Genomic DNA, 24,346 nt, shown 5'->3' on the forward strand with positions numbered 1-24,346 from the left:
CTACAGGCAACTTCGGGGCAATATTCTATCGCCTGCAAAGTTAATTGATAAATAAGAGAAAACAAAATATTGCGAGGCTTTAAATGCCCTTTGCAAACAGAAAAAAGACAGATAACAATGCTGCAATTGAACCTCCCACCCTATAATATAAAGGTGAAAGAAGAGAATGGGCGACGCAAAATCTTCGATATTTTGCGTCGGAAATACCTTGTAATTACGCCCGAAGAGTGGGTCAGACAGCATTTTATTCACTACCTTATCGACCACAAAAACTACCCAATGAGCCTGCTTGCCAACGAAGTTTCGCTTCCCGTTGGCGACAAAGTTATCCGTGCCGACAGCGTTTTGTACGACAACCGCCTACGCCCACGCATGATAATAGAATACAAAGCCCCCCACGTTCAGCTCACGCAAAAGGTTTTCGACCAGATTTCTGTTTACAATCTCCTACTCCACGTCGATTATCTCATCGTGTCGAACGGCATAGACACCTACATTTGCAAGATGGATTACGAGCATCAAACCTATGCTTTCTTACCCTCAATACCCAATTACAAGGAACTATAAAGCGGCTCTTAACTGCCAGATTATTCCTTCTACATACCTCGTTCTATAAGCAAAAGCTGGTAAAAGAAATGTAAACATTTTTCACAAGTGTAAATACCGTCTAACCATCTAATTATCAATACTCTACAAAACCTATTGTTTTGCGTTCCAAAAGCGTAGGTTTTGCACGATAAAAGCGGCTGTTTTGCGATGCAAAACAGCCGCTTTCGCAATGCCAAAGCGCAGTTATCATTTTTTAAGAAAACTATCTTTACAAAATAGGGGTGTTTTTCACCTTCGTCATCAAGTAGCAAATAGATAATTTCTCTGCTGTTTTTCTACTGTGGCAACCTCTCCCTTGTCTGTTCCGACAACTTATTGCAAGTGCAGAAATATACATTACACAAAGAAACTCCATCGGTATTGCTCTTTTACAATACCAATGGAGTTTCTCGTTTCTATATATAATATAATAAGGTGTCGCGACTTTATTCAGCCGTTTCCTCTTTCTTTTTGCGAGTTGTGCGCTTCTTCTTAGGCTTTTCCTCTGCTGCCTGAAGTTTTACGCCCGCCAATTCAGGGTCGATAAGGATACGACCACAGTATTCGCACACGATAATTTTCTTGTGCATCTTTATATCCAGCTGACGCTGAGGTGGAATTTTGTTGAAGCAACCGCCGCACGCATCGCGCTGCACATACACAATACCGAGTCCGTTGCGCGCACCTTTGCGAATGCGTTTGAAGCTGCGGAGCAAACCTGTCTCTATCTTTGTTTCAAGTTCGCCAGCCTTTTCTTTCAGGTCATCTTCCTCGTCGCGCGTTTCTTGCATAATTTCATCGAGTTCTGCACGCTTCTCTTCGAGTGCCTTGTGGCGGTCGTCCAGAACAGCTTCGGTATTGGCAAGATTGTCTTGACGTTCTTGTATCTTAGCCTGCGCCTCGTCCATCTTCTTCTTGCAAAGTTCTATTTCCAATGTCTGGAATTCGATTTCCTTTGTCAGCATATCGTATTCGCGGTTATTAGCCACCTGTTCCAACTGCTGATTGTAGCGTTCCAAGCTCGATTTTGCGCGTTCTATATCGCCTTTGCGCTGCACGATAGCGTGCTGAAAATCGTCAATTTCATATCGTATTTTGTCGATACGTGTGTTCAAACCTGCAATTTCGTCCTCCAAGTCGCGAACTTCGAGAGGCAATTCGCCACGCAATGCGCGCTTTTCGTCGATTGCCGAAAGTGTAGTTTGCAACTGAAAAAGATGCTTCAACTTGTCTTCTACTGATAAGTCTTTAGGGTCTTTCTTTGCCATTGTTGTATTTCTATTTTTGCGTTTATTTTTCTGTCTTGTTTCATTTTCCACCTTATTATATATATATAATAGGGTTGGTGTTTATCTGCGTAATGTGGCACTTCACGCCTGCGCACTGCTTTTCTATGATGTTCTTAAACACCTCAGTCGTAAATTGTTCGCTCTGATAGTGCCCGATTGAGCATATCTGTATCTGCTGTTCGTGCCCGAAAAAGTCGTGATAGTGCATCTCACCTGTAACGAAAGCGTCAGCCCCCTCGCCTATTGCATCGTTCAAGAGGAAAGCACCAGCCCCTCCACAGAGTGCCACTCGCTTAATTGGGCGACGCAACAACTGATTGGCTTGCACACATTCCACGCCGAACTGCTGTTTCAAGAGCAATATAAAATCATCGGCAGCCAACGGTTCTGCAAACTCGCCAACTACTCCCGAACCTCCAAGGACTTCGCCGTCGTCGGTCGGAACCGATTGCGTCTTGCCGAAAAAGCGAACGTTTTGCAGTTCCATTCTTTCTGCAATCTTGAAGTTTACACCTCCTGTTGCAGCGTCTATGTTGGTGTGCATTGCTACGACTACAATGTCGTTCTTAATCGCTTTGATTACAGTGCGTTGCACATAGTTCGTGTCCGATATTTGCGACAGCTTACCGAAGATGAGCGGGTGGTGTGCCACTATCAGGTTGCAGCCGAGCTTTATCGCTTCGTCTACAATCTGTTCGGTTACGTCAAGGCACAATAAAGCCCCTGACACTTCCGCCCCTGTCAATCCAACTTGCAAGCCAGCATTGTCGTAGCTTTCCTGCAAGGGCAGAGGCGCAAACTTCTCAAGGGCATCAATAACTTCCTTAATTTTCACGCTACGCATAAATTTAGATTGCAAAGATACGAAATTAAACTTAAACAGCAATGTATCAAGGCTTAATTCTTCATAATTTGGAACGATTTTCTCCGTATTTTTTGCACGCACACTACTTTTATTTAGCAAAACATAGAAAAAGTATAACAATTATAAAAAAGCACCTTGCAAGTTTTGATATAAATCAGTTTTTAGCTATCTTTGCAACTAATAGATTAGTAAACATAAAATAAAACATGGAAATAGCAGAAAGATTTATTAACTATACCAAGTTTGACACACAGTCGGCAGACGAATCTGAAACTGTGCCCAGCACTGCGAAACAGCTTGTTTTCGCTAAGTATTTGAAAGAAGAACTTGAGCGTGAAGGACTAAAAGAAGTAGAAATGGACGAAAAAGGCTACATCTATGCCACGCTTCCAGCTACTACTACAAAGAAAGTACCTACCATTGGCTTCATTGCACACTACGATACAGCACTCGACGCAAGTGGTGCCAACATCAAGGCACGCATCGTAAAGAACTATGATGGTAGTGACATACAGCTCAACGAGAATATGGTTTCATCGCCAAAGCAGTTCCCAGAACTCCTCGAACACAAGGGCGAGGACCTCATTGTTACCGATGGCACCACCCTACTCGGTGCCGACGACAAGGCAGGCATTGCCGAAATAGTACAGGCAATGTGCTATCTGCGCGACCACCCAGAGATAGAACACGGCAAAATCCGCGTAGGTTTCAACCCCGATGAGGAGATTGGACGCGGCGCACACCACTTCGACGTGGAGAAATTCGGCTGCGAATGGGCTTACACGATGGACGGTGGCGACATCGGACAGTTGGAATACGAGAACTTCAACGCTGCTGGCGCAAAGGTTTACATCAAGGGTTTGAGCGTTCACCCAGGCTATGCAAAGGGCAGAATGGTTAATGCAAGCCGCTTGGCAATTGAGTTTAGCGAGATGTTGCCGCAAGACGAGACTCCTGAAAACACCGAAGGCTACGAAGGATTCTACCATTTAATCGGTATTGAAAGTCGTTGCGAAGAAGCTAAGCTTAACTATATCATTCGCGACCACGATAGAGATAAGTTCGAAAATCGCAAGAAAGTAATGGAGAATTGCGTAAAGGCGATGAACGAAAAGTATGGCGAAGGTACGGTCGAAATGAAGATGGACGACCAATATTACAACATGAAAGAGAAGATAGACCCAAATATCCACGTCATCGACCTTGTTGTAAAAGCCATGCAGGAAGCCGAAGTTACACCATTGGTACAACCTATTCGTGGCGGTACGGACGGTGCACAGCTCAGCTTCAAGGGACTTCCATGCCCTAATATCTTTGCTGGCGGTGTGAATTTTCACGGACCTTACGAGTTTGTATCTATCCAAGTGATGGAGAAAGCCATGCAGGTTATCATCAATATCAGTCGCCTCACAGCTGGCTACAACGATTAATCAGAAGTAATTCCGTCGGCTTTCGGCGGTTTATAAATACGAAGAGGAACACTACAAAGTCTGCTCTCACCGCATTTCAGTGCTGCTATCAGCTCGGAAAACGGAGAGAACAGTTTGTGGTGTTCGTATTTTCAGCGGGGGCAATGCGCCTCCACCTTATTATATTAGCACATCGGCGAACTATATACAAGCACATCAGCATACTATATTTTCCGCATTGACGAATCATGCTAACACATCAATAAACTATTCAAACATTTACAACGCTGCTTATGTCAGAACTTCCTGTACTCGTAAAAGACCTTGCTTTAATTCTCGTAGTAGCAGGTTTCGTAACGCTGCTATTCAAGAAACTCAAGCAACCGCTTGTGTTAGGCTACATCGTAGCTGGCTTTTTGGTATCACCACATATGCCTTACATTATGAGCGTGGTAGACGAAGCCGACATTAAAACGTGGGCAGACATTGGCGTTATCTTCCTTTTGTTCTCGTTAGGATTAGACTTCTCGGTCAAGAAAATATTGAAAATGGGAGCCTCGCCCATTATTGCTGCCTGCACAATCGTATTCTGTATGATGGCTTTGGGCATTAGCGTGGGGCACGCTTTCGGCTGGCAGCAAATGGACTGCATCTTCCTTGGCGGTATGTTGGCTATGAGTTCCACTGCCATCATATATAAAGCGTTTGCCGACATGGGACTTCTGCAGCAAACGTTTGCAACTACGGTGATGAGCGTGCTTATCCTTGAAGACATTCTCGCTATCGTCATGATGGTTATGCTGAGTGCCGTAGCGAGCGGAAACAGCCCCGACGGCGGTCAATTAATAGAGAGTGTGCTTATGATTGGCTTCTTTCTCATCTTGTGGTTTGTCATCGGCTTGTTTGCCATACCTTCGCTCTTGCGCAAGGTGCGTGGCATTCTGAACAGCGAAACCCTCCTCATTGTATCGTTAGGACTTTGTTTCCTTATGGCAGTAATATCCACAAAGGTAGGCTTCAGTGCTGCTTTCGGCTCGTTTGTAATGGGTAGCATCTTGGCAGAAACCATCGAAGCAGAGAAGATTATAAAGGTTGTGGAACCCATAAAGAACCTCTTTGGTGCTGTCTTCTTCGTATCGGTGGGTATGTTGGTAGACCCGCAAATTCTCGTAACCTACGCTGTGCCAATCCTTATACTTGTCGTTACCATTCTTGTTGGGCAGGCTGTGTTCGGCACAATGGGCTACATGTTCGGCGGACAATCGCTTAAAAATGCCATTCGCTGCGGTTTCTCAATGGCGCAAGTAGGCGAATTTGCTTTCATCATTGCCACTTTAGGACTTTCGTTGGGCGTTATCAGCAAGTTTCTGTACCCTGTCGTGGTAGCCGTTTCGGTCATTACGACTTTCCTAACCCCTTATATGATACGTGGAGCAGAGCCTACTTACGAATTCATATTGCGCCGTTTGCCGAAGCAATGGGCACGTCGCATTACGCATATCGACGTAGGAACACCGCAAAACCTATCGTCCGACAATCTCTGGCGCGCACTTATCAAGGCGATGGTTGCGAATACACTCATCTACGGCATTCTCTCGGCTGCTACCATCACCATTATGTTCTCGCTTGTTCTGCCCATTATGCGCCGATTCTCGGTGGAATTGACAGGCAACCACTGGGCTGGGAACGTTGTTTGCGGACTCCTCACCATCTTGTTCATAGCTCCTTTCCTGCGCGCTTTCGTAATGAAGAAGAACCATTCCGAAGAGTTTAAGACCCTCTGGACACGCAACCGTATGAACCGCCTGCCGCTTGTGTTTACCATTCTCGTCAGAATGGTGGTGGCACTTGCGTTCATTTTCTACATCTGCAACTATCTTACACGCTTCACCAATGCGCTCATGATAGTCATTGCAATAGGTATGCTGACGCTGATGATACTGTCTCGCGGTATGAAACAGCGCAGCATTCGCTTGGAACGCCTCTTTATACAAAACCTTCGTAGCCGCGAAATAGCAGCACAAGTACGTGGCAGACGGAAACCGCTCTTCGAAGGGCACCTATTAGATAGGAACATTCACATCGGCGAGTTCGATATTCCTGAAGATTCGGCGTGGACGGGCAAGACGCTCCATCAGCTAAAGCTCCGCAATCGCTTTGGTACGCATGTCAGTAGCATTCTCCGTGGCTCGCACCGCCTGAACATTCCACGTGGTAACACCATTGTTTTCCCTGGCGACAAGATACAAGTCATCGGTAACGACCAACAGTTAGCAGCTATCTCGACAGCCATTCGAAACGAAATTCGCCCCGAAGACAACGACATAGAGAAGCGCGAAATGGTTCTGCGCCAAATTGTTTTGTCGGCAAGCAATCCGTTTATTGGCAAATCATTGAGAGAAAGTGGCATACGCGAGGAATACAATTGTATGGTGGTAGGTGTAGACGAGGGGCAAACCCACATTACGCTCATCAATCCTTCGCGCTGCTTAGAGGAAGGCGACATACTGTGGGTGGTAGGCGAAAAAGAGAATATAAAGCAAATTCAAGCCGCTAACGAATAGGGCTGAAGGCTATTTTAAAAACGTAATAAAATTAATATTAAACATATATGTTATTGAATATTATCTTCATTATCGCAGGCATTGCCATCGTGTTGTGGGGCGCAGACCGCCTCACCGAAGGGGCGGTGGCTGTTGCAGAACGTATGAAAATTCCGCAAATCGTTATCGGGCTTACCATCGTTGCCATGGGAACGAGTATGCCCGAATTTTGTGTCAGCCTGATTTCGGCACTCAAAGGCACACCCGACTTGGCAGTGGGCAACGTCGTAGGCTCTAATATCTTCAACACTTTGCTCATCGTCGGACTCTCTGGAGCTATTGCTCCGATGGTTATCTTGCGTTCTACGGTGTTGAAAGACATACCGTTTGCCCTTGTTGCATCGGTTATTCTGATGATGATGTGCTTCGATGGAAAGATAGGACGCATAGACGCTGCCGTGCTTTTTGTTTTCTTCCTTGTCTTCATGTATATGACCGTAACAGGGGCGAAAATAGAGAAAAAGGATTTGGAAGTGGAGAACAAACTTGCTGAAACAGCATTGGAAATCGTACCTAAGATGAGCACAATCATGTCGGCGATATGGATTATCGTAGGTTTGGGCTGCCTTATTGGCGGCAGTACGCTGTTTGTGGAAGGTGCTACCCAACTGGCAACCTCGTTAGGTGTGTCGGAAGCCATTGTCGGTCTTACGGTTGTAGCTAGCGGAACATCGCTGCCCGAACTTGCCACGAGCGTTGTTTCAGCACGAAAGGGCAACAGCGGCATTGCCATAGGCAACGTTCTTGGCTCTAACGTGTTCAACATTCTCGCCATATTAGGTCTTACAGGACTTGTTTGTCCGATGCAGTTACAAGGCATTACCACCACCGACTTGTCGATATTGGTAATATCTATGATTATGATTTGGTTCTTCTCATTCACCAAATACGTTCTTGAGCGTTGGGAAGGACTCGTGCTCACTGCCACCTTCATAGGCTATATGGCTTATCTTATCAGCAACGCATAAGACTGACGGAAGCACAAAAACGGCACTAAAGAGCCGTTGATATTCAGCAAAAAGCCTCTGCACCGAACGTGCAGAGGCTTTTTGTTAAGATTGCAACAGTACGAAGTGGCAATAGAAACTTAATGCGGACAAATACATCACTTCACCTTTCCAACCAGAAAACGCTATTCTTTTCGCCATACAATTTCGCCTATATACTTTATTGTATAGGTGAAAAACAGGCAAGAAAAGTGTAAATATTTTTCATAACAATAACTTTCACCTAACAATCTCATCATCAGCGCATTACAAAACCTATTGTTTTGCATTCCAAAAGCGTAGGTTTTGCAAGGCAAAAGAGCCGCTTTTGGACGGTAAAACCTACGCTTTCGCAGTGCCAAATCGAAATTATCATTTTTCGTCGGAATTATCTTTACAAAATAAGAACGATTTTCATTCTATACCCTTTCACATTCCGTATTGTAAAACAACTGTAGTTTTGCTATACAACGGAGGAAGCAAATGGGTGTTCACGATAAACTGCTACTATATATTCAGTGCTGTTTTCTCCGCCAAACACCTGCTTAATACCACTGAACGGCTTGTGTAAAACCACTGCGCTTATCGTATTTAAGGGCATCGGTAAGCGTTGAGGCGTTGCAACGGAAAGTGAAGTTGTACGACGTGTAGGGCGCAAGCACAATGGAAGCACTCATATTGAAGCAATGCAAATCGCGTGAAAGACTTGCCGTCGTCATACTCATAGCGTGGTTGTCGAAGTCGTAACCACTTGAGAAATTAATATTCCAACCGTCGCTGATGCGTATGTTTCCGCTTACATTCAGCGTCTGCGAGAACTTGTAAGGGTAGCGCATACGTTTCTTGTTGAACTCTCCCTTCTGGTTTTCGCGCATTGTAATACCATAACCAAAGGTCAGCGACCACGGAATATTGAAGCGCATATAGCCGTCTTCGTCGGTTTCGGCAATGTTGCTTCCACGCTTTTTGGCTGCGTGCTTGCCTCGTTCCATAGTGTCGTCCATATTCGATTCCACGTTGGGGTCGGGTCCTTCATCGTCGGGACGGGCGTTGTCATCGTCCTTATCCTTACCTCCACCAAACCATTTCTTTATCTTGTCGGGGGTAAGGGTGAACGAGAAGTTTTGCGACATACCCTGAAAACGCGGCAAACGACCGTATCCCCACTCGGTGTGATTGCCTACAAAGGGCTTTCCGCTTGCATCTAACTCGTAGGCGTATGTAGCAAACTGGGCGTTCATTGAGAAGGTATAATTCTTCCACCACTTCAGTCGGAGGCGCACACTGAGGTCGCTCCATCGGTGGAAATCGGCAGCGGCATTGTACGACATCGCTGCTCCAAGTTCATCGATGATGCTGAGTTTCTTGTATCCCGTAGAGTCTTTGTCGCTTCGCACCTTCATTTCGATGTTGTTGCTAACGTCCCACGATATCATCTCAGTCTTGCTTTTGCCCGGCACGCCGTACATAGCGTCTTGGAAGGGAGAATATTCCACTAGTTTTACGTTGCCGCTTGCGTCGGTGTACTGGTAGCTGTCGTAGTATCCGTAGCGGCGTGCGCCGAAGTTAGGAGAGTACGACAGGCTCACTTGCGGGGTGATAACGTGGCGAATGGCTTGTATCTTATTGCCGAATAGCTTCTTGTTCGGAATCCAGAAACCATAAATTTTCGTGCTTGCGCTGAGGTTCAGCGACCAGTTGTAGATATTATAGAAACCTGTCAAGGTATCGCGCCGCTCCTCCGACTTTGCATTATCCCAACTGCGTGCAACCTTATTGGTGTACATACGGTCGGTGAAGTTGAACGACGGACTAAGGTTTATATAATTGAACAGCGTGAAGTTGCCCTGCACAGGAATGTTGTGCTGGAAGCCATGCTTCCACTCTTTGGCGAAGTTAGACTTTAAAATGCGGTCTTCTTTCCCATAAATAGAATTCGACAACTGACCCGTATAGCTCATGGAAATCTTTTCGTACCAACGTGCTTTGCCCACAGCCTTCTTGCGTTTGAACGGATACAGACGACTCAAACTGATGTTCAGGTCGGGCAAAGTAAGATTGATGGTAGAGTCGCGCATACTCTGTGCAAGGTTGGCAGTGGTGCTGATAGAAAGCCCAATGTTCGGAAACTGCTTCGACCAGCTTACCGATGATGTACGTGTAGACTGGGTTCGGGTCTGCGGATTGTACATACTGTTCAAGTTGTTGCGCTCGTAACTCGAAGTAGCAAAGTTCACACTGGCAGACAAAGAGCTGTTTGGATTGGCTTTAGGGTCTTGCCGATGATTCCATTGCAGCTTGAAACTCTTTTGCTCAAGATAGTCTGGCAGTCCTTTATCGCCCGTCTTTGTGTTCTGATAACTGAAGAGGAACGAACCCGAATACCTGTATCGCTTGCGGTAATTACTGGCTGCACTGATTCCCCACGAGCCACGTGTGTATATTTCGCCCAACAGTTTCAAGTCCCATTTGTCGCTGATGGCGAAGTAGTAACCACCATCTCGAAGATAGAAACCACGCTCGCTTTCCTCGCCATAGCTTGGCATAATAAGTCCGCTGGAGTATTTTTTAGAGAATGGGAAGAAGCCGTAAGGAATGGCTAACGGCAGCGGTACGTCGGCAACAACAAGGTAGGCAGGACCGAAAACCACATCTTTGCCAGGACGAACCTTTGCACGCGAAAGGGCAATATAGAAGTCGGGGTGTGGCTTGTCGCAAGTAGTGTATCTGCCGTGCTGTATGTAGACAACGCCCGACGAGTCGCGTTTGGCTTTCGCACCTGTAAGGTAGCCTTCTTCCTGTTGGGTGTAAACACCCTTAATCATTCCTTTCTTCGACTTGAAATTGAAAGCCATAGAGTCGCTGCTGTACGCTTGTCCACCGAGAGAGAACTCTGGTTTACCCTTGATACCGCCCTCTGCTGTAGAATCGGAAGTACCGTTGGCACGCACAAGATTGCTGTCCAAGTTCATGGAAACGTTGTCGCTGTTGAGCTTCATATTCTGATAGTCCATCTTTGCCGAACCATACAGATGCGCAACGCGTGTCTTTGCATTGTAAACGAGGGAGTCTTCAGCCGAATAAGTTACAGGCGATTCGATGCCATTCGACTTCGATTTCATTATACTATCAACTCGAATGGAGTCATCAACCGCCTTATTGTGCTTGTAAATGGCAAGTTGCAAAGAGTCCATCTGCGTGGTATCTACCACCGTTTTTACAGTATCTCCACCTCTTTTCGCTGGCTTTTTCGGCTGCACAGTGGCGATATTGGCATCGCTGGCAGCACTGACGAAAGGCGAAAAAAGAACAGACACGAAAGGAGATGCCATTGCAAATGCGATGACAAACGTAAAAACGAATATGAGAAACTTTGCTTTCATTGCCTAATAACTTGCAAAATTAAGCAAATAATGGGATAAATTGGAGTTATTTCTCTATTTTAACGTTTTGCAGGTTCGAAGCGTTCGTGCCACGCCGTAAACCTTTCTACACCGTCGTTGCCAAACTTTTGCAGGCTTTTTACGGCTTGCTCGAAAGTCTTTTCTGCATCTAAATGGGTCTTGGAAAAGAACTTGTCGGCATAGCAAATCAACAATTCCTCTTCTGTTTCGGGCAGAAAGTCTTGCGGAGGCAAAGGTATCCCCTGCTCTACTATCTCTTTTTGTGTAAGTCCTGCACCCGTATGGCGTTCGCAAACACGTGCGTGGCGGGGGTAACCCTCGCTTCTTAACAGTTCGGCACCTATGCGTCCGTGTCGCACATAGGGTTCTTCGCCAAAGCACTGAATGCTCGGAGCGTTGCACTTGAATATGCCAATATCGTGCAGCATAGCCGCTTCTTCCACGAATTGCCTATCGAGTTGCAGTTCAGGGTGTAGGTCTACAAGTGCCAATGCCTTGTCGGCAACACTCCGACTGTGTACCAACAATATCTTTTTAAGTTCGTTTTCTTCGGGATAATACTTATCTATGATGGCTTGATAGTTCATTGTGATTTATGTTTTTTCTTGTTCTTTGCTATCATTTGCAACACTTTTGTCCGTGCACACTTCAGTCCTGGCGACAAGGGCACACCATCGTAAGAATGCAATATCGCTTCCAATTCTTGCAAAAGCTCTGGGAAAAACCTACATTGCTGGAAAGACAGATAGATGCTGAGCGACTTTATGGCTACTGTTTGGACAGAACTTGTAATGTTATCAAGACAGAAATCGAGGAAAGGGGTTGTTATTTCCTCTTCCGAAAAGGGCTGTCTTAAAATAATCGTAAGCAACAAACGCAGTTTCGTAGCATTGGAAGTGCGCATTGCTTCTGCCATAATGAGTTGTTTTCTGCTATTCAGCCGTTCCCGTCCTGCTTTGTTAAAATGACTCATTATCAAAGCTACATTCTCTGCAACTCTTGCTTCTTCATCGTATAAGAGCTGGAAGAACTCGCCAAATTCACGGTCGTCGAAAGAAGACTGAGCCATAGAAGCAAAGTATTTAACCTTTTCTCCATATATTCTTTTTGCTAACCGACTGCGTAAATCCATACTCTTAAAACAACAATGGCATAAAACTTGGCTTCCAATAAACTTGTATTCGTTCCTGTCTACAATGCTATTCCCCTGCTCGTATAAAAAGAAAAACGATTCATTCACAGACCATCAAAGCGTTTAGGCTTTATAATTCGTGAATGAATCGTAGTTATCTTATTTAACTAAAACTCTTACTTTTCGTCTCTTTGAATGTATGCAATCACGTCGCCCTTGTTGATTTTAGAGCCTTGTTTTGCATTTATTTCTACCAATTTACCACCCAATGCAGCAGGAATTTCTACAAATTCGCCCCATGGAGCAAGGATATAGCAGAACTTTTCGCCTTCTTTGTATTCCTTGCCAATGAACGGTTCTACTGCAGGAGCAGCTTCGCCATCGCCTTGGAATTCCCAGAACACTTGTCCCTTGACAGGAGAAACGATAGCATCGGCCTTTGCGTGCTTGAACGCAGTAGCCTCTTCTATGCTTACCTTATCGCCGAGTTTAGCGTCTTTCGCCTTCTGCAAGTCAGCCAAGAAGTTCTTTTTAGCCTGACCGCTCTTATAGTTGCGATACTGCTCTGGGTGCATGGCAAGTTCGAAGAGCTCTTCGTCGTCCTGTCCATAGTCCCAACCGTTCTCGTCCATTTCCTTACGGAAGTCGTCCAATGCGTTAGGCAACAAAGTATGTGGGTCGGCGTCTGTAAACTCAAGACCTTTCTGCTTGGCAAGCTCAACAATCTCGTCGTCAATCTTGCCTGGCACCTTACCACTCTTTCCAAGTATCATACCCCACATAGAATCGTCCATCATAACGAAACGACCCTTGCCTTGCTCAATGGTGAGAAGGTTCATCAAGGCGATATTCTTGGTATATTGAGAGAATGGAGTTACCAATGGAGGATAACCTACACGTGGCCAAACGTAAGCAACTTCGTCGAACAGCTTCACCAACATATCGTCCAGCGAAAGTTCTGGTTCGCCTTTCTTCTTGCGAAGGTTGTTGATAGTGGCATGGATACCGCCGAGGTCTGCCATCATAGAACCCATCATACCGCCAGGAAGACCGCAACCGAGGAGCAGAGAACTGCTGATTTTATTCTTCGGATTGATAAAGTAGCCCAACCATTCGTCGATAAATTCCTGTGTCATGGCACGCGCCTTCATGTATGCGTCCATATTTATTTCGGGCACATCGAAGCCTGCGTTCTTCAACATACTTTGCACTGAGATGAGGTCTGGGTGCACCATACCCCACGATAGTGGCTCAATGGCAACGTCAAGAATATCGGCACCGTTCTTTGCAACTTCGAGCATAGACGCCATTGACAAGCCCGGACCTGAATGACCGTGATATTCGATGATGATTTCTGGGTGTTTGTCCTTAATCATCTTTGTAAGTTTGCCAAGGAAAGCGGGCTGTCCGATACCTGCCATGTCCTTCAAACAGATTTCTTCAGCACCTGCTTCAATTTCCTTATCGGCGAGTTCGCAGTAGTATTCCAAAGTATGGACAGGCGAAGTCGTAATGCAGAGTGCCGCCTGTGGTATCATACCTGCCTCTTTTGCCCACTTTATAGAAGGCGCAATGTTGCGAATATCGTTCAAACCATCGAAGATACGAGGAATGTCTACACCTTGTGCGTGCTTCACCTTATACATCAAAGCACGTACATCGTCGGGCACAGGATACATACGCAATGCGTTCAGACCGCGGTCGAGCATGTGTGTCTGTATGCCGGCGTCGTGTAATATCTTAGTATATGCGCGGACTGATTCGTTTGGGTTCTCTCCTGCAAGCAGATTAACTTGCTCGAATGCACCACCATTGGTTTCCACACGAGCAAAACAACCCATTTCGACGAATATTGGAGCTATGCGCACCAACTGGTCTTTGCGTGGCTGGAACTTTCCAGAGCTCTGCCACATATCTCTATAAATGAGACTAAACTGAATTTTCTTTGCCATATCTATTTTTAATACCTTTCTTTTTTTCTTGTTCACAGATATAATGCGCAGGGGCATTACAGTGTGCAAATTTAGACAAAAAATATTATACAGCCGTATAATAGCACATTTTTTTTCAAATATTGGCTAACTTATGGCAACTTAAAACCATAAAGACAGACGAACAATAGATACAGAATAAAACTCCATTCCATAGGCTACACGCAGCCTTATTGGACAATACGCCGTACACCATCGTTGCTTTGCAAAACCGCAACTACACTTTTCACGTTGATTTAAAAAGATTTACGCATACAAAAACGCTTATTAAACAAATTATTTACACGTAAAGAAATATTTACTTACGTGTAAATAAATTATTACTTACGTGTAGAAAAATATTTATTTACACGTAAATAATTTGGCAGGCTTGTTTTTGAAACACAGATGCAAGGGCGTGATTCATCACGTTCCTATAAAGATAAGAGAGAAAAAGAAGGAAAACAATGCGCTGAAAAAGAAAAAAGGGCATGTCGAAATAAACTTTCGGCACACCCTTTACTACGCATTATAACTTTAAAAACAATTCACTTTTTAAATTCCACAGCAGAAAAGAATTATCAGCTGTGCTGTAAGTATTCTAAGGAACATACTCAACGGATAAACCGTAGAATAGCCCAAAGCTGGTGCTTCAGCGTTGCAAACAGAGTTTGCGTATGCCAATGCAGGAGGGTCGGTATAAGAACCTGCTATCGCACCCATAATGGTGAAATAGTTGAACTTGTATTTCATTCGTGCAATTGTTCCAACAATGAGGATTGGAATAATCGTAATCAAGAAGCCTGTGTAAACATACTTCAAGCCATCGCCCTGTACTACGGTTTCCCAGAAGCCTGCTCCAGCCTTGATACCAACCGATGCCAAGAACAATGCCAAACCTATTTCGCGCAGCATCATATTAGCCGACGTTGTGGTATAGGTAACAAGTTTCATGTGATAACCGAAACGACCGAGAAGAATGGCGATGATTAACGGACCACCTGCCAAACCTAACTTCAAAGGAACAGGCATTCCAGGGATAGCCAAAGGCAGACTTCCGAAAAGAATACCGACCACGATACCAATGAAGATGGTAGCAATATTCGGTGCATTCAAACGTTTTTCAGAGTTACCCATCAACTCCGCAACACGCTGTACGTTCTCTTCAAAACCTACAACCATAATTCTATCGCCAACCTGGAAGTGGTGGTTGTTGCTTGCGAACAAGTCCATACCCTGACGGCTGATACGTGTTACGTTCACGCCATATATTGAGCGGAACTGCAACTTACTCAAGGTCTTACCGTTTATAGAGCTGTTTGTAACAACAATACGACGGCTGACCATCTGCTGTGGTTGGTTTTCTTCGTGCCATTCAGCCTTTATTTCTGGACCGACAAATGCGGTAACGGCTTCAGCATCTGCTTCTGCGCACACTACAAGTATCTCGTCGTTAAGGTGCAACACTGTGTCTTTAGAAGGAAGCGATACTACGCCGTCGTGCATCAAGCGCGTACAAACAATGTCGCGATTCAAGAAATCGATAACTTCCTGCAAAGTACGGCCACCGATATATGAGTTCTCAATGCGAAGATACATAATGTGTGGCTTTGCATTTGGGTTCTCTGCCTCTGTATCGGTCAAGAGTGCGTTCTCTGCGTCCATATCTACCTTGCAGATAAAGCGTATTGCCAACGTTGCACCGATAATACCAACGACACCCAAGGGGTAGGCACAAGCGTAGCCTGAAGCGATATCGAAGTCCATTCCGTTAGCGAATACACTGTGTACAGCTTCTTTTGCAGCACCAAGACCTGGGGTATTGGTTACCGCTCCATACATCGTGCCCACCATCATAGGCAGGTTCTTTGAGTCGGTAGTGTCAAAGAAGATGTAGTAACAAGCAAACATTACCACGATGTTCAGCAGAATTGCGAAGCAAGCAAGCATGTTCAGCTTCAGTCCGCCCTTGCCAAAGCTCTCGAAGAAGCCCGGTCCGACTTGCAAACCAATCATAAAGACGAACAGAATAAGACCGAAGTCTTGCAGGAATGTCAGCGTTGGTGTTGGGCCAGTGAAACCAATGTGTCCTGCCAAAATACCAACAAAGAGAATGAAAGTTACGCCGAGGGAGATTCCACCTATCTTTATTTTACCAAGATAGACGCCCAGCGAGATGACCAAAGAGTAGAGCAACACGATGTGTGCCACACTGTCTTCCGTAGTGAATAATTTAATTAACCAATCCATAAGTGTAAATTTATTGGTGCAAAGGTACTTATTTAGTTAGAATAAAAAAATTATATTGAAGCAATTTTACACTTACAGAAGCCTATAAACACTGTCATTTCGGCACTTTTCAGTGTCAAAAGGAACGTTTTTAGATAAGTGTTGCAGATAAACGTCAGTGGTTTTCACAACACAGATTAACATTTTGTAACCATAAACACATACAAGCAAGCAAGAAGTTAAAGGTTAAAAAAAGCACCAAAACCATTCACCGACAGAAGAAAATAAGCGAAACAGCAGCATCTTGGTTGCAATAAAACAATATATTCGGCACAATACAGCAAACCTTATCAAGGGTTTTCTTTCGCAAATGGAAGTTTTTTTATAATTTTGCGCCATTATGATATATAAGATAAGGTGCAACAAATGCAGTGATATATTCCAAGCAGAAACAGAGCGTCAAGGCTTGCAGAAAGTGCGCTGTCCCTACTGTGGCAGTGTGCTGAATTGTCAATTGGGCGACGGAAAGCCTTTCCGAACAAGAGCCAGAGCGGTTCTGCCATTCTCGGAAACAAGAGAGGTGGACACACAAACTGAAGAAACGCAGCCAACAGCAAAGGTAAAGTTCCTTAAAATGGCTACTACTGATATGCTGGAAGCTGCAAAAGCAAAGCTGAACAGCCAATCTCAGCAGGTTTCGGCATTGGCTGCGAGTACGACAGCTGCCACTTCCGAATATATTGCAAAGTCGTCTTCAAGGCTAAAAGCCTTTCAAGAGAAATACAAAAATGGCGATTTGTGGATATTCTTCATAGGCAGTTTCACTTTCATCTTGCTTGTTTACATTGGCTTATATCTGCTTTCGGTACTCACGAACTTTGTTTACGACAGCCACACATGGCTGTTCAAGCAATACATAGAGCTAAAGAATTCAATAGGTTTTTAGAAAGTTAGCACGCTTTTGGCATTATTATAGACAAACGAACAAAACAAAAACATGGCAATAGGAAAATGGATTGGCGGCGCACTCGGTTGGATGTTGGCAGGTGGCAGCGTATTGGGCGCAATAGCAGGATACTGTGTTGGAAGTATGTTGGACGATGCTTTTAACGCTTCTGACGAAGGAAAGGGTTTCGGCGAAGGCGGAAAGACATTCCGAAACGACTATTCAGACACGCATTTCAATCAACGACCATTCGAGGAAGACCGCAACTCGTTCCTCTTTTCAATGCTTGTACTCTCATCTTACATTATAAAAGCCGATGGCAAAATCATGCATTCGGAAATGGAATATGTAAGAAACTTCCTTCGCAACAACTTTGGCGAGCAAGCTGTTCGGCAGGGCGAAGACATTCTACTAAAGCTTTTTGAAATGCAGAAGCAACAAGGTGCCACCGCTTTCAAAGAGATGATACGCAAGAGTTGCGTTGAAATTTCGTTCCATATGAACACAGGGCAACGGCTACAACTGCTCAACTACCTTATTATAATAGCGAAGGTAGACGCCGTAGTAAGCCCCGAAGAAGTGTCAGCACTCAAGGAAGTGGCAGGCTATCTTGGACTTTCGGCGCAAGACGTAGACTCTATGCTCAACATGGGTGCAACATCTAACCGGCAAGGAGGACTTGACGAGGCTTACAAAGTGTTGGGCATATCGCCCAATGCCACCGACGACGAAGTGAAAGCTGCCTACCGCAAAATGGCATTAAAGCATCACCCCGACCGTGTAAGCACATTGGGCGACGACGTTCGCAAAGCTGCTGAGAAGAAATTCCAAGAGATAAACAACGCAAAAGAACGCATTCTCAAAGCAAGGGGCATTTAAATGCCAACACACGTATATATTAAGAAAGAAGAAAGAGTATAGATAAAGCAAACAGATAATATAGGTTAAGCAAAGAAAGAATATAAATTAAATAAAGAGAAAATATAGTTTTAAAAAAGAGAGAATATAGATAAAACAAAGAAACCGCATCAAGATTGCTACTTGATGCGGTTTCTTTTTAATGCTAAAATCGACTTACTTATAGATTTCAGCCAACTTCTTTTGCAAGTCTTCGCCACGCAAATCGCTTGCTACAATTTTGCCTTGTGGGTCTAACAAAATATTTGAAGGGATAGAGCGAATGCCATAAATCTTGGCTGCTGCACACTGCCAACCTTTCAAGTCAGACATCTGTGGCCACTCCATACCGAGTTTTTTCACCATTGATACCCACGCTTCTTTCTTCTGGTCGAAGCTAACGCCAATGATTTCCAAACCTTTTGAATGATATTTGTTGTAAGCTTCAACTACATTTGGCATTTCAGCACGGCATGGACCACACCAACTTGCCCAGAAATCTACAAACACGTAGTTGCCCTTACCTGCGTATTGGCTCAACTTAATTTCCTTGTCGTTCATATCTTTCATTACCAAATCGGTGTACATAAGACCAGGACGACGAAGTTCCAATGTTGCAAAGTATTCCTTGGCAGGCTCCAATGCTTCTTCCTTATAATAGCCACTTGTAGGGTCTAAAGCATCTTTCAGCTGGTCGTAAGTGAAACCTGAATATGCATCAGCTATGTACTTTGCAGGGTATTTCGTATTCTTGAAGTTCTTGACTATCTCGAGTGTAAGCGCAGTATGTTGCTCTGAAAGCGATTCGCCCTTAGCCATAATGCCCTCAACTTTTTGCTTGTCAGCATCGGTAAAGGTCTTTGGGTCTTTCTGACGCATTGCTGCATACTCCTTATCCAAAGCTTCAAACTCAGCGTAGATTTTGTTCATCTTCTCTTCATAAGGCTTAAAGTCCTGCGATTGCGCAAAACCTGTCAGCACCTGTGCAGCCATAATTGCTGCTAAAAACATTTTCTTCATACTTTTTTATTATTTAATGGTTTGCAAACTACCCTCTATTTAAATGGGGTATTTGGGTGATTGGAATGCAAAAATAAATAAATGTATTGATAAAACCACTATTATTTAAGTTTTTTTTGTACCTTTGCCACACTTTTTACGAACAGGGGTACTTGCTAAACCCCCTTTAACAAAACAAGACAATGACAAAGACAAAACAACAAGTGAGCGTGCTGTTCATGTTATTCAGCATTCTCTTCTGTGTTTGCCTCATTGCGGCAAACATTCTCGAGACCAAGCAAATCTCAGTATTAGGTATCAGCCTGACAGGTGGCTTAATCGTGTTTCCAATCTCTTACATCATCAACGACTGTGTATGTGAGGTGTGGGGATTTCAGAAAGCACGACTGCTTATCTGGACGGGCTTCGCCATGAACTTCTTTTTCGTAAGCGTTGGTGCGCTCTGCGATTGGATTCCGGGTGCTCCTTATTGGACAAACCAAGAGGGTTTCCACGCCATTTTCGGTCTTGCACCGCGTGTGGCAGCCGCCTCTTTCGTGGCTTTCATCATCGGCTCGTTTGCCAATGCCTACGTTATGAGCAAGATGAAGATTCGCGACGGTGGCAAACGCTTCTCGCTCCGTGCAGTGCTCAGCACCATTGCAGGCGAAACTTGCGACTCAATCATCTTCTTCCCGCTGGCTCTCGGCGGAGTTGTTCCTACCGAAGAACTGCCGAAACTGATGCTCTGGCAAGTGCTGCTGAAGACCCTATACGAGGTTATTGCACTGCCTTTAACCATTCGTATCGTGAAGAAACTGAAAGAACACGAGAGTGAAGACGCTTACGACAATGGCGTGAATTACAGCATCTGGAAGATTTTCAGCTTGAGTTAAGAGTGTAAAAGAGGAATTTTATTCCCCCAAAACAAACATTAAGGAAATGGAAAGAAACAACGAAGGACTAACCCAACTGGGCGCAAAAACCACTTACAGTATGGACTATGCACCCGAAGTGTTGGAGTCGTTTGAGAACAAACATCAAGGAAACGACTATTGGGTGCGTTTCAACTGCCCCGAATTTACAAGCCTTTGCCCCATAACTGGGCAACCCGATTTTGCCGAAATCCGCATTTCGTACGTGCCTGACGTGCGTATGGTGGAAAGCAAAAGCCTGAAACTGTATCTCTTCAGCTTTCGCAACCACGGCGATTTCCACGAAGACTGCGTAAATACGATAATGAAAGACCTCATTAAACTAATGGATCCAAAGTATATTGAGATAACGGGCATCTTCACACCGCGTGGCGGCATCAGCATCTATCCGTATGCAAACTACGGCAGACCTGGTACGAAGTACGAACAAATGGCAGAGACTCGCTTTGCCAACCATCAGTAAAACAAAGGTAAAACGATAAAAACAGGAAAACTAAAATCCCCGAATGCTCACGCATTCGGGGATTTTCCTATTACTAACAATTACACTTTATAACATAATTAACTCACCTTTCATTATAGCAATTCTCTACTTTTCTACTAAATTACACCATTCTTAAAGATTTGAAGCGATAGTCGGCAATGCGACGTGAAGGGGCTTTAGCCCACCTCAATCTGTCGTGCCACCTTCTGAACGCTCTTGTTGAGTTTCGGAAGAGTAATGTTCAAAACACCGTCAGACATTTTTGCGCCCACCTTGTCCTTATCCACATCGTCTGGCAAGATAAGGGTTTGCTCATACTTGCTGTATGCAAACTCCCTGCGCAGATAGTGCGCCTTCTCGTCTTTCACTTCGTTTTTCTTCTCCATCTTGATAACCAAGTCGCCATCGTTATTGATGCTGATGTCGAAGTCCTCCTTTCTCAAACCCGGTGCAGCCAACTCTACAGTGTATTCGGTTTCGTTTTCTAACACGTTGATAGCTGGAGCAGTTGCATTTGTTTTTGGCATATTGTTGTTGTAAAAGAAGTCGTTGAACACTTCTGGCAACCACGAATTTTTGTACATCATAATCTTTTCCTCCTATTAATTTATATGTTTGTATTGTTTACACCAAGTATATTGCAATACCCATACCAACGCGAACATACCGCCATAATGACACACAAATATGACAATATGTCTTATCTTACAACATAAAGCCTACTCTATCGTTTTGTGCAGACTGCTCTGCAAGATTGTAAAAACTCAATGTAAACAAACACATCGTTTCATTTTCCCGAATAGAAAGCATCTTTCTATCTTCTTTATCGCTGCCCTTGTATTCTTTATTTTATAGGCAGAAAACAGACAAAGAAAGTGTAAATATTTTTTCAAAGATTATCTATTGGGTAACTCATTATCTATCAACGCTTTACAAAACCTATTGTTTTGCGTTCCAAAAGCGGCTCTTTTGCACGGCAAAAGCGTAGGTTTTGCATCGCAAAACAGCCGCTTTCGCAATGCCAAATCGAAATTACCGTTTTTCCTATGAATTATCTTTACAGAATGGAGGTGATTTTAAACACTTTCTTGACAACCGCCCGTCCTAAAGCAAAACGCTTCTACACATTTTGTGCAGAAGCGTTGTTGTAATGGGTTTGCTATAAGAAAGCCTTTATTTTTCTTCTTCCTTATTCTCCTGACTTTCGTCAGTTTCTTCCTCGCCTGCAGGCTTTAAGATTTCTTCAAAGTTGGAAATACCTGCGTTAATCAGAATGTCGTACCACTGCAATAACTTCTTTATATCGCTATTGTGCACACGGTCGCGGTCGAAATTGGGAAGCACTTCGGCAAAATAGTCCTGCAACTGCTTTGCAGAAGCCTTGCGCCAATCTAAAGAAGCAACCTTGCCTTCTTCTTTCTCGCGCACCTTTACAAGCACTTCGTACAAAGGCACATCTTCGCCTTCAGTGAACATTGAGATGTCTGAAAGGCTCGTTACACGGTCGGTAGCGAAAGTTGGCATTCGCTTTTTCTTCTCGTCGATAGTTTCAACTATTAAGTTCATTTTCGCACGGCTTACCAATTTGTAAAGTCCTGGTTTGCCTGCAATGGAAAGAATTGTTTCTAACATTGTTTCTTTATTTAATATATTATTTATTCGTTTCTGATATTTCCTCTATAATTTCTTGTATCTGTGCGTCTACATCGCACTTTCCATCGTTTACTATTTCATAATGGCTACGCTTCAACACTTCGTCCTGTGGCATCTGGCGGTCTATCCACTCCTGTGCTTTCGTAGGTGTTATGTGGTCGCGATGAACAATGCGTTGCACTCTTTCGGCAAGGGGTGCCGTTACACAAACCACCTTATCTATATGTACACGGTCGATAAAACCGCTGTCGAAGAGTATGGCACACTCCATATAGTCGTAGCCCGAACGTTCAAAATCGGCAGCCACAGCGGGGTGGACAATATCGTTGATGGCTTGTGCGTTGTGCTTACTCTGCAAAAGAAAGGTTGCCAAGACTGCTTTTTGCAGTTTTCCGTCGGCAAAAACCTCCGTTCCTATCAAATCGGAAAGTCGCTTCTGAATATCGACCGAAGTCCGCATCAGGCGTTTTGCAGCCTCATCGCAATCGTAAACCGCAATTCCGAATTTGCGCAATCGCTCACAGACGAACGATTTCCCGCTACCGATACCGCCCGTTATTGCAACTTTCATTTCTGTTCGATGAGATAATCTACTACGTTTACAACAGGACGGGCGTTTCGAATACCGTTCGGCGCAGCCTGAAGATACACGTGGCACTTCTCTGCATTGCGGTCGGCTACTTCATTGTAGTCTACAACAAGCTTGAAGCCATCGGGCAACAACTCTCTTGTCTCAATGTTCTTAGGCATCGAACGCAGGCGTTGCGACCCCACTGCAAACTTCACTTTCACCTTTCCTGGGAAGATACGCATTGTCTTGTCCGCAGGAACGTTGATGGCGTGGATAGGCACTTCCACATCTTCTTCGGTGAGAATATCAGGATAGAGTTGCATCTTGACTTGGTAAGGCACTGGCTTTGCATTCTTTATTTTTGCTATCCGAACTTCCTGCACCTTCGGTTCGGTGAAGTTCAACACTTCCACTCGTTCGGTAGAAACATACTGAATGCTGTCCAATAACTTTTTTGACGCATAGATTGTTACACTGTCTGGCACGAACTGCACGCGCGAAAGATAGTATCCTTCGGCAGGAGTTACCACTCCTTGCAAACGCACTGGCACCTTCTTGCGTCTGCCGTGGTTGTAGGTAAATACAAGATTGTTCGCCTTTACGCTTATTATCTTTGAGCTTGAATACATTTGCTGAGAGAGCATTCGCTGTATATCGGCAACAGTAATCTCGCCCGAATTGTTTGAATGGGTGCAATTTTCAAAATCGAAGAACAGCGGTCGGAAGGCACCCTCGAAGAGATAGCCGCCTATAACATATCCTTTGTCGCGTACAACAACCTTGACAACAGAATCTACTTCACCCGTCAAGACAACGTTCTTGGGTATTCCCGCCAAACGTAAGTCTACCGTAAACTCTTTTTCGTAGTAGTCGTCGAGTACATTTGTAAGCCAAAAGAGCCCGCTTAATAGGAGAAAGAATAAAAAAACCAGAAACTCCTTGTTGATTAGTTTCGACAAGAAGTTTCTGATTATATCTATTATATGTGGTCTCCTACCTACCATCTATGAAATCTGTTTCAACGCTTTTGCAAGTGATTACTTATTCTGGCTCATGCGCATAGCCTCTGCATCGGCAAACACGTAACCCTTATCAACAGTGATGACAACACCGCGTGCAACTTCAACTTCAATCTTGTTAGAAGCCATATCAATGCGTTTCACTGTGCCAAAGATACCACCGCCCGTAACAACAGAGTCGCCTTCTTTAAGCGCATTCTGGAAAGCACGGATTTGTTTCTGCTTCTTTTGTTGTGGACGAATCATAAAAAGCCACATGATTGCAAAGACAGCAACCATCATAATAATCATAGGCATTGCGCCACCTGATTGTCCTGCAGCCTGTGCAGCAAGTAAAATAGCTGTATTCATTTCTTATTCTGTTTGT

At 44.4% G+C, this 24,346-nt stretch carries 21 protein-coding genes; 8 read left to right on the forward strand and 13 right to left on the reverse strand.

Going from position 1 to position 24,346, the window contains the following annotated elements; genetic code table 11:
- Window positions 1-117: 117 nt before the first annotated feature.
- Complete coding sequence (locus BWX39_RS07510; protein WP_028905141.1) at window positions 118-567, forward strand: type I restriction enzyme HsdR N-terminal domain-containing protein; 450 nt, start codon at window positions 118-120, stop codon at window positions 565-567.
- A gap of 467 nt (window positions 568-1,034) precedes the next feature.
- Here BWX39_RS07510 and BWX39_RS07520 read toward each other — a convergent pair whose 3' ends face one another.
- Together BWX39_RS07520 and BWX39_RS07525 are read right to left on the reverse strand one after the other, a co-directional pair.
- Window positions 1,035-1,856, reverse strand: coding sequence for a zinc ribbon domain-containing protein (locus BWX39_RS07520; RefSeq protein ID WP_028905142.1), 822 nt, complete (start codon window positions 1,854-1,856; stop codon window positions 1,035-1,037).
- Between the two features lie 55 nt (window positions 1,857-1,911).
- Complete coding sequence (locus BWX39_RS07525) at window positions 1,912-2,721, reverse strand: Nif3-like dinuclear metal center hexameric protein (protein ID WP_028905143.1); 810 nt, start codon at window positions 2,719-2,721, stop codon at window positions 1,912-1,914.
- A gap of 227 nt (window positions 2,722-2,948) precedes the next feature.
- Between BWX39_RS07525 and pepT the strand changes: the two genes are divergently transcribed.
- The 3 genes from pepT to BWX39_RS07540 all read left to right on the forward strand — a co-directional run bounded on the left by pepT (window position 2,949) and on the right by BWX39_RS07540 (window position 7,722).
- Complete coding sequence (pepT, locus tag BWX39_RS07530) at window positions 2,949-4,172, forward strand: peptidase T (RefSeq protein ID WP_028905144.1); 1,224 nt, start codon at window positions 2,949-2,951, stop codon at window positions 4,170-4,172.
- Between the two features lie 272 nt (window positions 4,173-4,444).
- Window positions 4,445-6,715 carry a cation:proton antiporter gene (locus tag BWX39_RS07535; protein ID WP_028905145.1) on the forward strand — a complete coding sequence of 757 codons (2,271 nt, stop codon included), beginning with the start codon at window positions 4,445-4,447 and terminating at the stop codon, window positions 6,713-6,715.
- Window positions 6,716-6,762: 47 nt separating this feature from the next.
- A complete protein-coding gene (locus BWX39_RS07540) occupies window positions 6,763-7,722 on the forward strand; it encodes a calcium/sodium antiporter (RefSeq protein ID WP_028905146.1) in 960 nt (319 codons plus the stop codon).
- Between the two features lie 563 nt (window positions 7,723-8,285).
- On the opposite strand, the gene BWX39_RS07550 is transcribed toward BWX39_RS07540, so the two are convergent.
- The 5 genes from BWX39_RS07550 to BWX39_RS07570 form a co-directional block, all read right to left on the reverse strand.
- A complete protein-coding gene (locus BWX39_RS07550) occupies window positions 8,286-11,123 on the reverse strand; it encodes a putative LPS assembly protein LptD (RefSeq protein WP_028905147.1) in 2,838 nt (945 codons plus the stop codon).
- A 59-nt stretch (window positions 11,124-11,182) separates the two neighbouring features.
- Window positions 11,183-11,731: an HDIG domain-containing metalloprotein gene (locus tag BWX39_RS07555; protein ID WP_028905148.1), complete on the reverse strand. Its 549-nt coding sequence runs from the start codon at window positions 11,729-11,731 to the stop codon at window positions 11,183-11,185.
- Window positions 11,728-12,276 carry a hypothetical protein gene (locus tag BWX39_RS07560; protein ID WP_028905149.1) on the reverse strand — a complete coding sequence of 183 codons (549 nt, stop codon included), beginning with the start codon at window positions 12,274-12,276 and terminating at the stop codon, window positions 11,728-11,730. Before BWX39_RS07560 ends, BWX39_RS07555 begins: the two co-directional genes overlap by 4 nt.
- A 176-nt stretch (window positions 12,277-12,452) precedes the next feature.
- Entirely contained in the window at window positions 12,453-14,228 is a 1,776-nt protein-coding gene (locus BWX39_RS07565) for a biotin/lipoyl-binding protein (protein ID WP_028905150.1), read from the reverse strand.
- A gap of 573 nt (window positions 14,229-14,801) precedes the next feature.
- The gene (locus tag BWX39_RS07570; RefSeq protein WP_028905151.1) at window positions 14,802-16,496 is read right to left on the reverse strand and encodes a putative transporter; all 1,695 of its coding nucleotides are present in this window, start codon (window positions 16,494-16,496) and stop codon (window positions 14,802-14,804) included.
- Window positions 16,497-16,875: 379 nt separating this feature from the next.
- On the opposite strand from BWX39_RS07570, the gene BWX39_RS07575 reads away from it, so the two are divergent.
- Together BWX39_RS07575 and BWX39_RS07580 are read left to right on the forward strand one after the other, a co-directional pair.
- Entirely contained in the window at window positions 16,876-17,421 is a 546-nt protein-coding gene (locus BWX39_RS07575) for a TFIIB-type zinc ribbon-containing protein (protein WP_028905152.1), read from the forward strand.
- A 51-nt stretch (window positions 17,422-17,472) separates the two neighbouring features.
- Complete coding sequence (locus BWX39_RS07580) at window positions 17,473-18,300, forward strand: DnaJ domain-containing protein (protein ID WP_028905153.1); 828 nt, start codon at window positions 17,473-17,475, stop codon at window positions 18,298-18,300.
- Window positions 18,301-18,495: 195 nt separating this feature from the next.
- Here the strand turns inward: BWX39_RS07580 and BWX39_RS07585 are convergent, their stop codons facing one another.
- On the reverse strand, window positions 18,496-19,338 hold the full coding sequence (locus BWX39_RS07585) for a TlpA family protein disulfide reductase (protein WP_028905154.1): 843 nt from the start codon (window positions 19,336-19,338) through the stop codon (window positions 18,496-18,498).
- 182 nt (window positions 19,339-19,520) lie between these two features.
- Between BWX39_RS07585 and BWX39_RS07590 the strand changes: the two genes are divergently transcribed.
- The gene (locus BWX39_RS07590; RefSeq protein WP_028905155.1) at window positions 19,521-20,213 is read left to right on the forward strand and encodes a queuosine precursor transporter; all 693 of its coding nucleotides are present in this window, start codon (window positions 19,521-19,523) and stop codon (window positions 20,211-20,213) included.
- 46 nt (window positions 20,214-20,259) lie between these two features.
- Window positions 20,260-20,715 (forward strand): preQ(1) synthase, encoded by a 456-nt coding sequence (gene queF / locus BWX39_RS07595; RefSeq protein WP_028905156.1) that lies wholly within the window; start codon window positions 20,260-20,262, stop codon window positions 20,713-20,715.
- Window positions 20,716-20,912: 197 nt separating this feature from the next.
- Here the strand turns inward: queF and BWX39_RS07600 are convergent, their stop codons facing one another.
- From BWX39_RS07600 to yajC, 5 genes are all read right to left on the reverse strand, one after another.
- Window positions 20,913-21,320 (reverse strand): Hsp20/alpha crystallin family protein, encoded by a 408-nt coding sequence (locus BWX39_RS07600; RefSeq protein WP_028905157.1) that lies wholly within the window; start codon window positions 21,318-21,320, stop codon window positions 20,913-20,915.
- A 589-nt stretch (window positions 21,321-21,909) separates the two neighbouring features.
- Entirely contained in the window at window positions 21,910-22,368 is a 459-nt protein-coding gene (locus BWX39_RS07605) for a DUF5606 family protein (RefSeq protein WP_028905158.1), read from the reverse strand.
- Window positions 22,369-22,387: 19 nt separating this feature from the next.
- Window positions 22,388-22,960, reverse strand: coding sequence for a dephospho-CoA kinase (coaE, locus tag BWX39_RS07610; protein ID WP_028905159.1), 573 nt, complete (start codon window positions 22,958-22,960; stop codon window positions 22,388-22,390).
- The gene (locus BWX39_RS07615; protein WP_028905160.1) at window positions 22,957-23,964 is read right to left on the reverse strand and encodes a CdaR family protein; all 1,008 of its coding nucleotides are present in this window, start codon (window positions 23,962-23,964) and stop codon (window positions 22,957-22,959) included. Before BWX39_RS07615 ends, coaE begins: the two co-directional genes overlap by 4 nt.
- A gap of 33 nt (window positions 23,965-23,997) precedes the next feature.
- Entirely contained in the window at window positions 23,998-24,330 is a 333-nt protein-coding gene (gene yajC, locus BWX39_RS07620; protein ID WP_028905161.1) for a preprotein translocase subunit YajC, read from the reverse strand.
- Between the last annotated feature and the right edge of the window lie 16 nt (window positions 24,331-24,346).

The sequence above is a fragment of the Prevotella intermedia ATCC 25611 = DSM 20706 genome (assembly GCF_001953955.1).
Lineage (GTDB): Bacteria > Bacteroidota > Bacteroidia > Bacteroidales > Bacteroidaceae > Prevotella > Prevotella intermedia.

What these genes read in the sequence shown, in the direction of transcription:
- BWX39_RS07510 (WP_028905141.1), top strand. Translation starts at nt 118, where the DNA reads ATGCTGCAATTGAACCTCCCACCCTATAATATAAAGGTGAAAGAAGAG.
- BWX39_RS07520 (WP_028905142.1), bottom strand. Translation starts at nt 1,856, where the DNA reads ATGGCAAAGAAAGACCCTAAAGACTTATCAGTAGAAGACAAGTTGAAG.
- BWX39_RS07525 (WP_028905143.1), bottom strand. Translation starts at nt 2,721, where the DNA reads ATGCGTAGCGTGAAAATTAAGGAAGTTATTGATGCCCTTGAGAAGTTT.
- pepT (WP_028905144.1), top strand. Translation starts at nt 2,949, where the DNA reads ATGGAAATAGCAGAAAGATTTATTAACTATACCAAGTTTGACACACAG.
- BWX39_RS07535 (WP_028905145.1), top strand. Translation starts at nt 4,445, where the DNA reads ATGTCAGAACTTCCTGTACTCGTAAAAGACCTTGCTTTAATTCTCGTA.
- BWX39_RS07540 (WP_028905146.1), top strand. Translation starts at nt 6,763, where the DNA reads ATGTTATTGAATATTATCTTCATTATCGCAGGCATTGCCATCGTGTTG.
- BWX39_RS07550 (WP_028905147.1), bottom strand. Translation starts at nt 11,123, where the DNA reads ATGAAAGCAAAGTTTCTCATATTCGTTTTTACGTTTGTCATCGCATTT.
- BWX39_RS07555 (WP_028905148.1), bottom strand. Translation starts at nt 11,731, where the DNA reads ATGAACTATCAAGCCATCATAGATAAGTATTATCCCGAAGAAAACGAA.
- BWX39_RS07560 (WP_028905149.1), bottom strand. Translation starts at nt 12,276, where the DNA reads ATGGATTTACGCAGTCGGTTAGCAAAAAGAATATATGGAGAAAAGGTT.
- BWX39_RS07565 (WP_028905150.1), bottom strand. Translation starts at nt 14,228, where the DNA reads ATGGCAAAGAAAATTCAGTTTAGTCTCATTTATAGAGATATGTGGCAG.
- BWX39_RS07570 (WP_028905151.1), bottom strand. Translation starts at nt 16,496, where the DNA reads ATGGATTGGTTAATTAAATTATTCACTACGGAAGACAGTGTGGCACAC.
- BWX39_RS07575 (WP_028905152.1), top strand. Translation starts at nt 16,876, where the DNA reads ATGATATATAAGATAAGGTGCAACAAATGCAGTGATATATTCCAAGCA.
- BWX39_RS07580 (WP_028905153.1), top strand. Translation starts at nt 17,473, where the DNA reads ATGGCAATAGGAAAATGGATTGGCGGCGCACTCGGTTGGATGTTGGCA.
- BWX39_RS07585 (WP_028905154.1), bottom strand. Translation starts at nt 19,338, where the DNA reads ATGAAGAAAATGTTTTTAGCAGCAATTATGGCTGCACAGGTGCTGACA.
- BWX39_RS07590 (WP_028905155.1), top strand. Translation starts at nt 19,521, where the DNA reads ATGACAAAGACAAAACAACAAGTGAGCGTGCTGTTCATGTTATTCAGC.
- queF (WP_028905156.1), top strand. Translation starts at nt 20,260, where the DNA reads ATGGAAAGAAACAACGAAGGACTAACCCAACTGGGCGCAAAAACCACT.
- BWX39_RS07600 (WP_028905157.1), bottom strand. Translation starts at nt 21,320, where the DNA reads ATGTACAAAAATTCGTGGTTGCCAGAAGTGTTCAACGACTTCTTTTAC.
- BWX39_RS07605 (WP_028905158.1), bottom strand. Translation starts at nt 22,368, where the DNA reads ATGTTAGAAACAATTCTTTCCATTGCAGGCAAACCAGGACTTTACAAA.
- coaE (WP_028905159.1), bottom strand. Translation starts at nt 22,960, where the DNA reads ATGAAAGTTGCAATAACGGGCGGTATCGGTAGCGGGAAATCGTTCGTC.
- BWX39_RS07615 (WP_028905160.1), bottom strand. Translation starts at nt 23,964, where the DNA reads ATGGTAGGTAGGAGACCACATATAATAGATATAATCAGAAACTTCTTG.
- yajC (WP_028905161.1), bottom strand. Translation starts at nt 24,330, where the DNA reads ATGAATACAGCTATTTTACTTGCTGCACAGGCTGCAGGACAATCAGGT.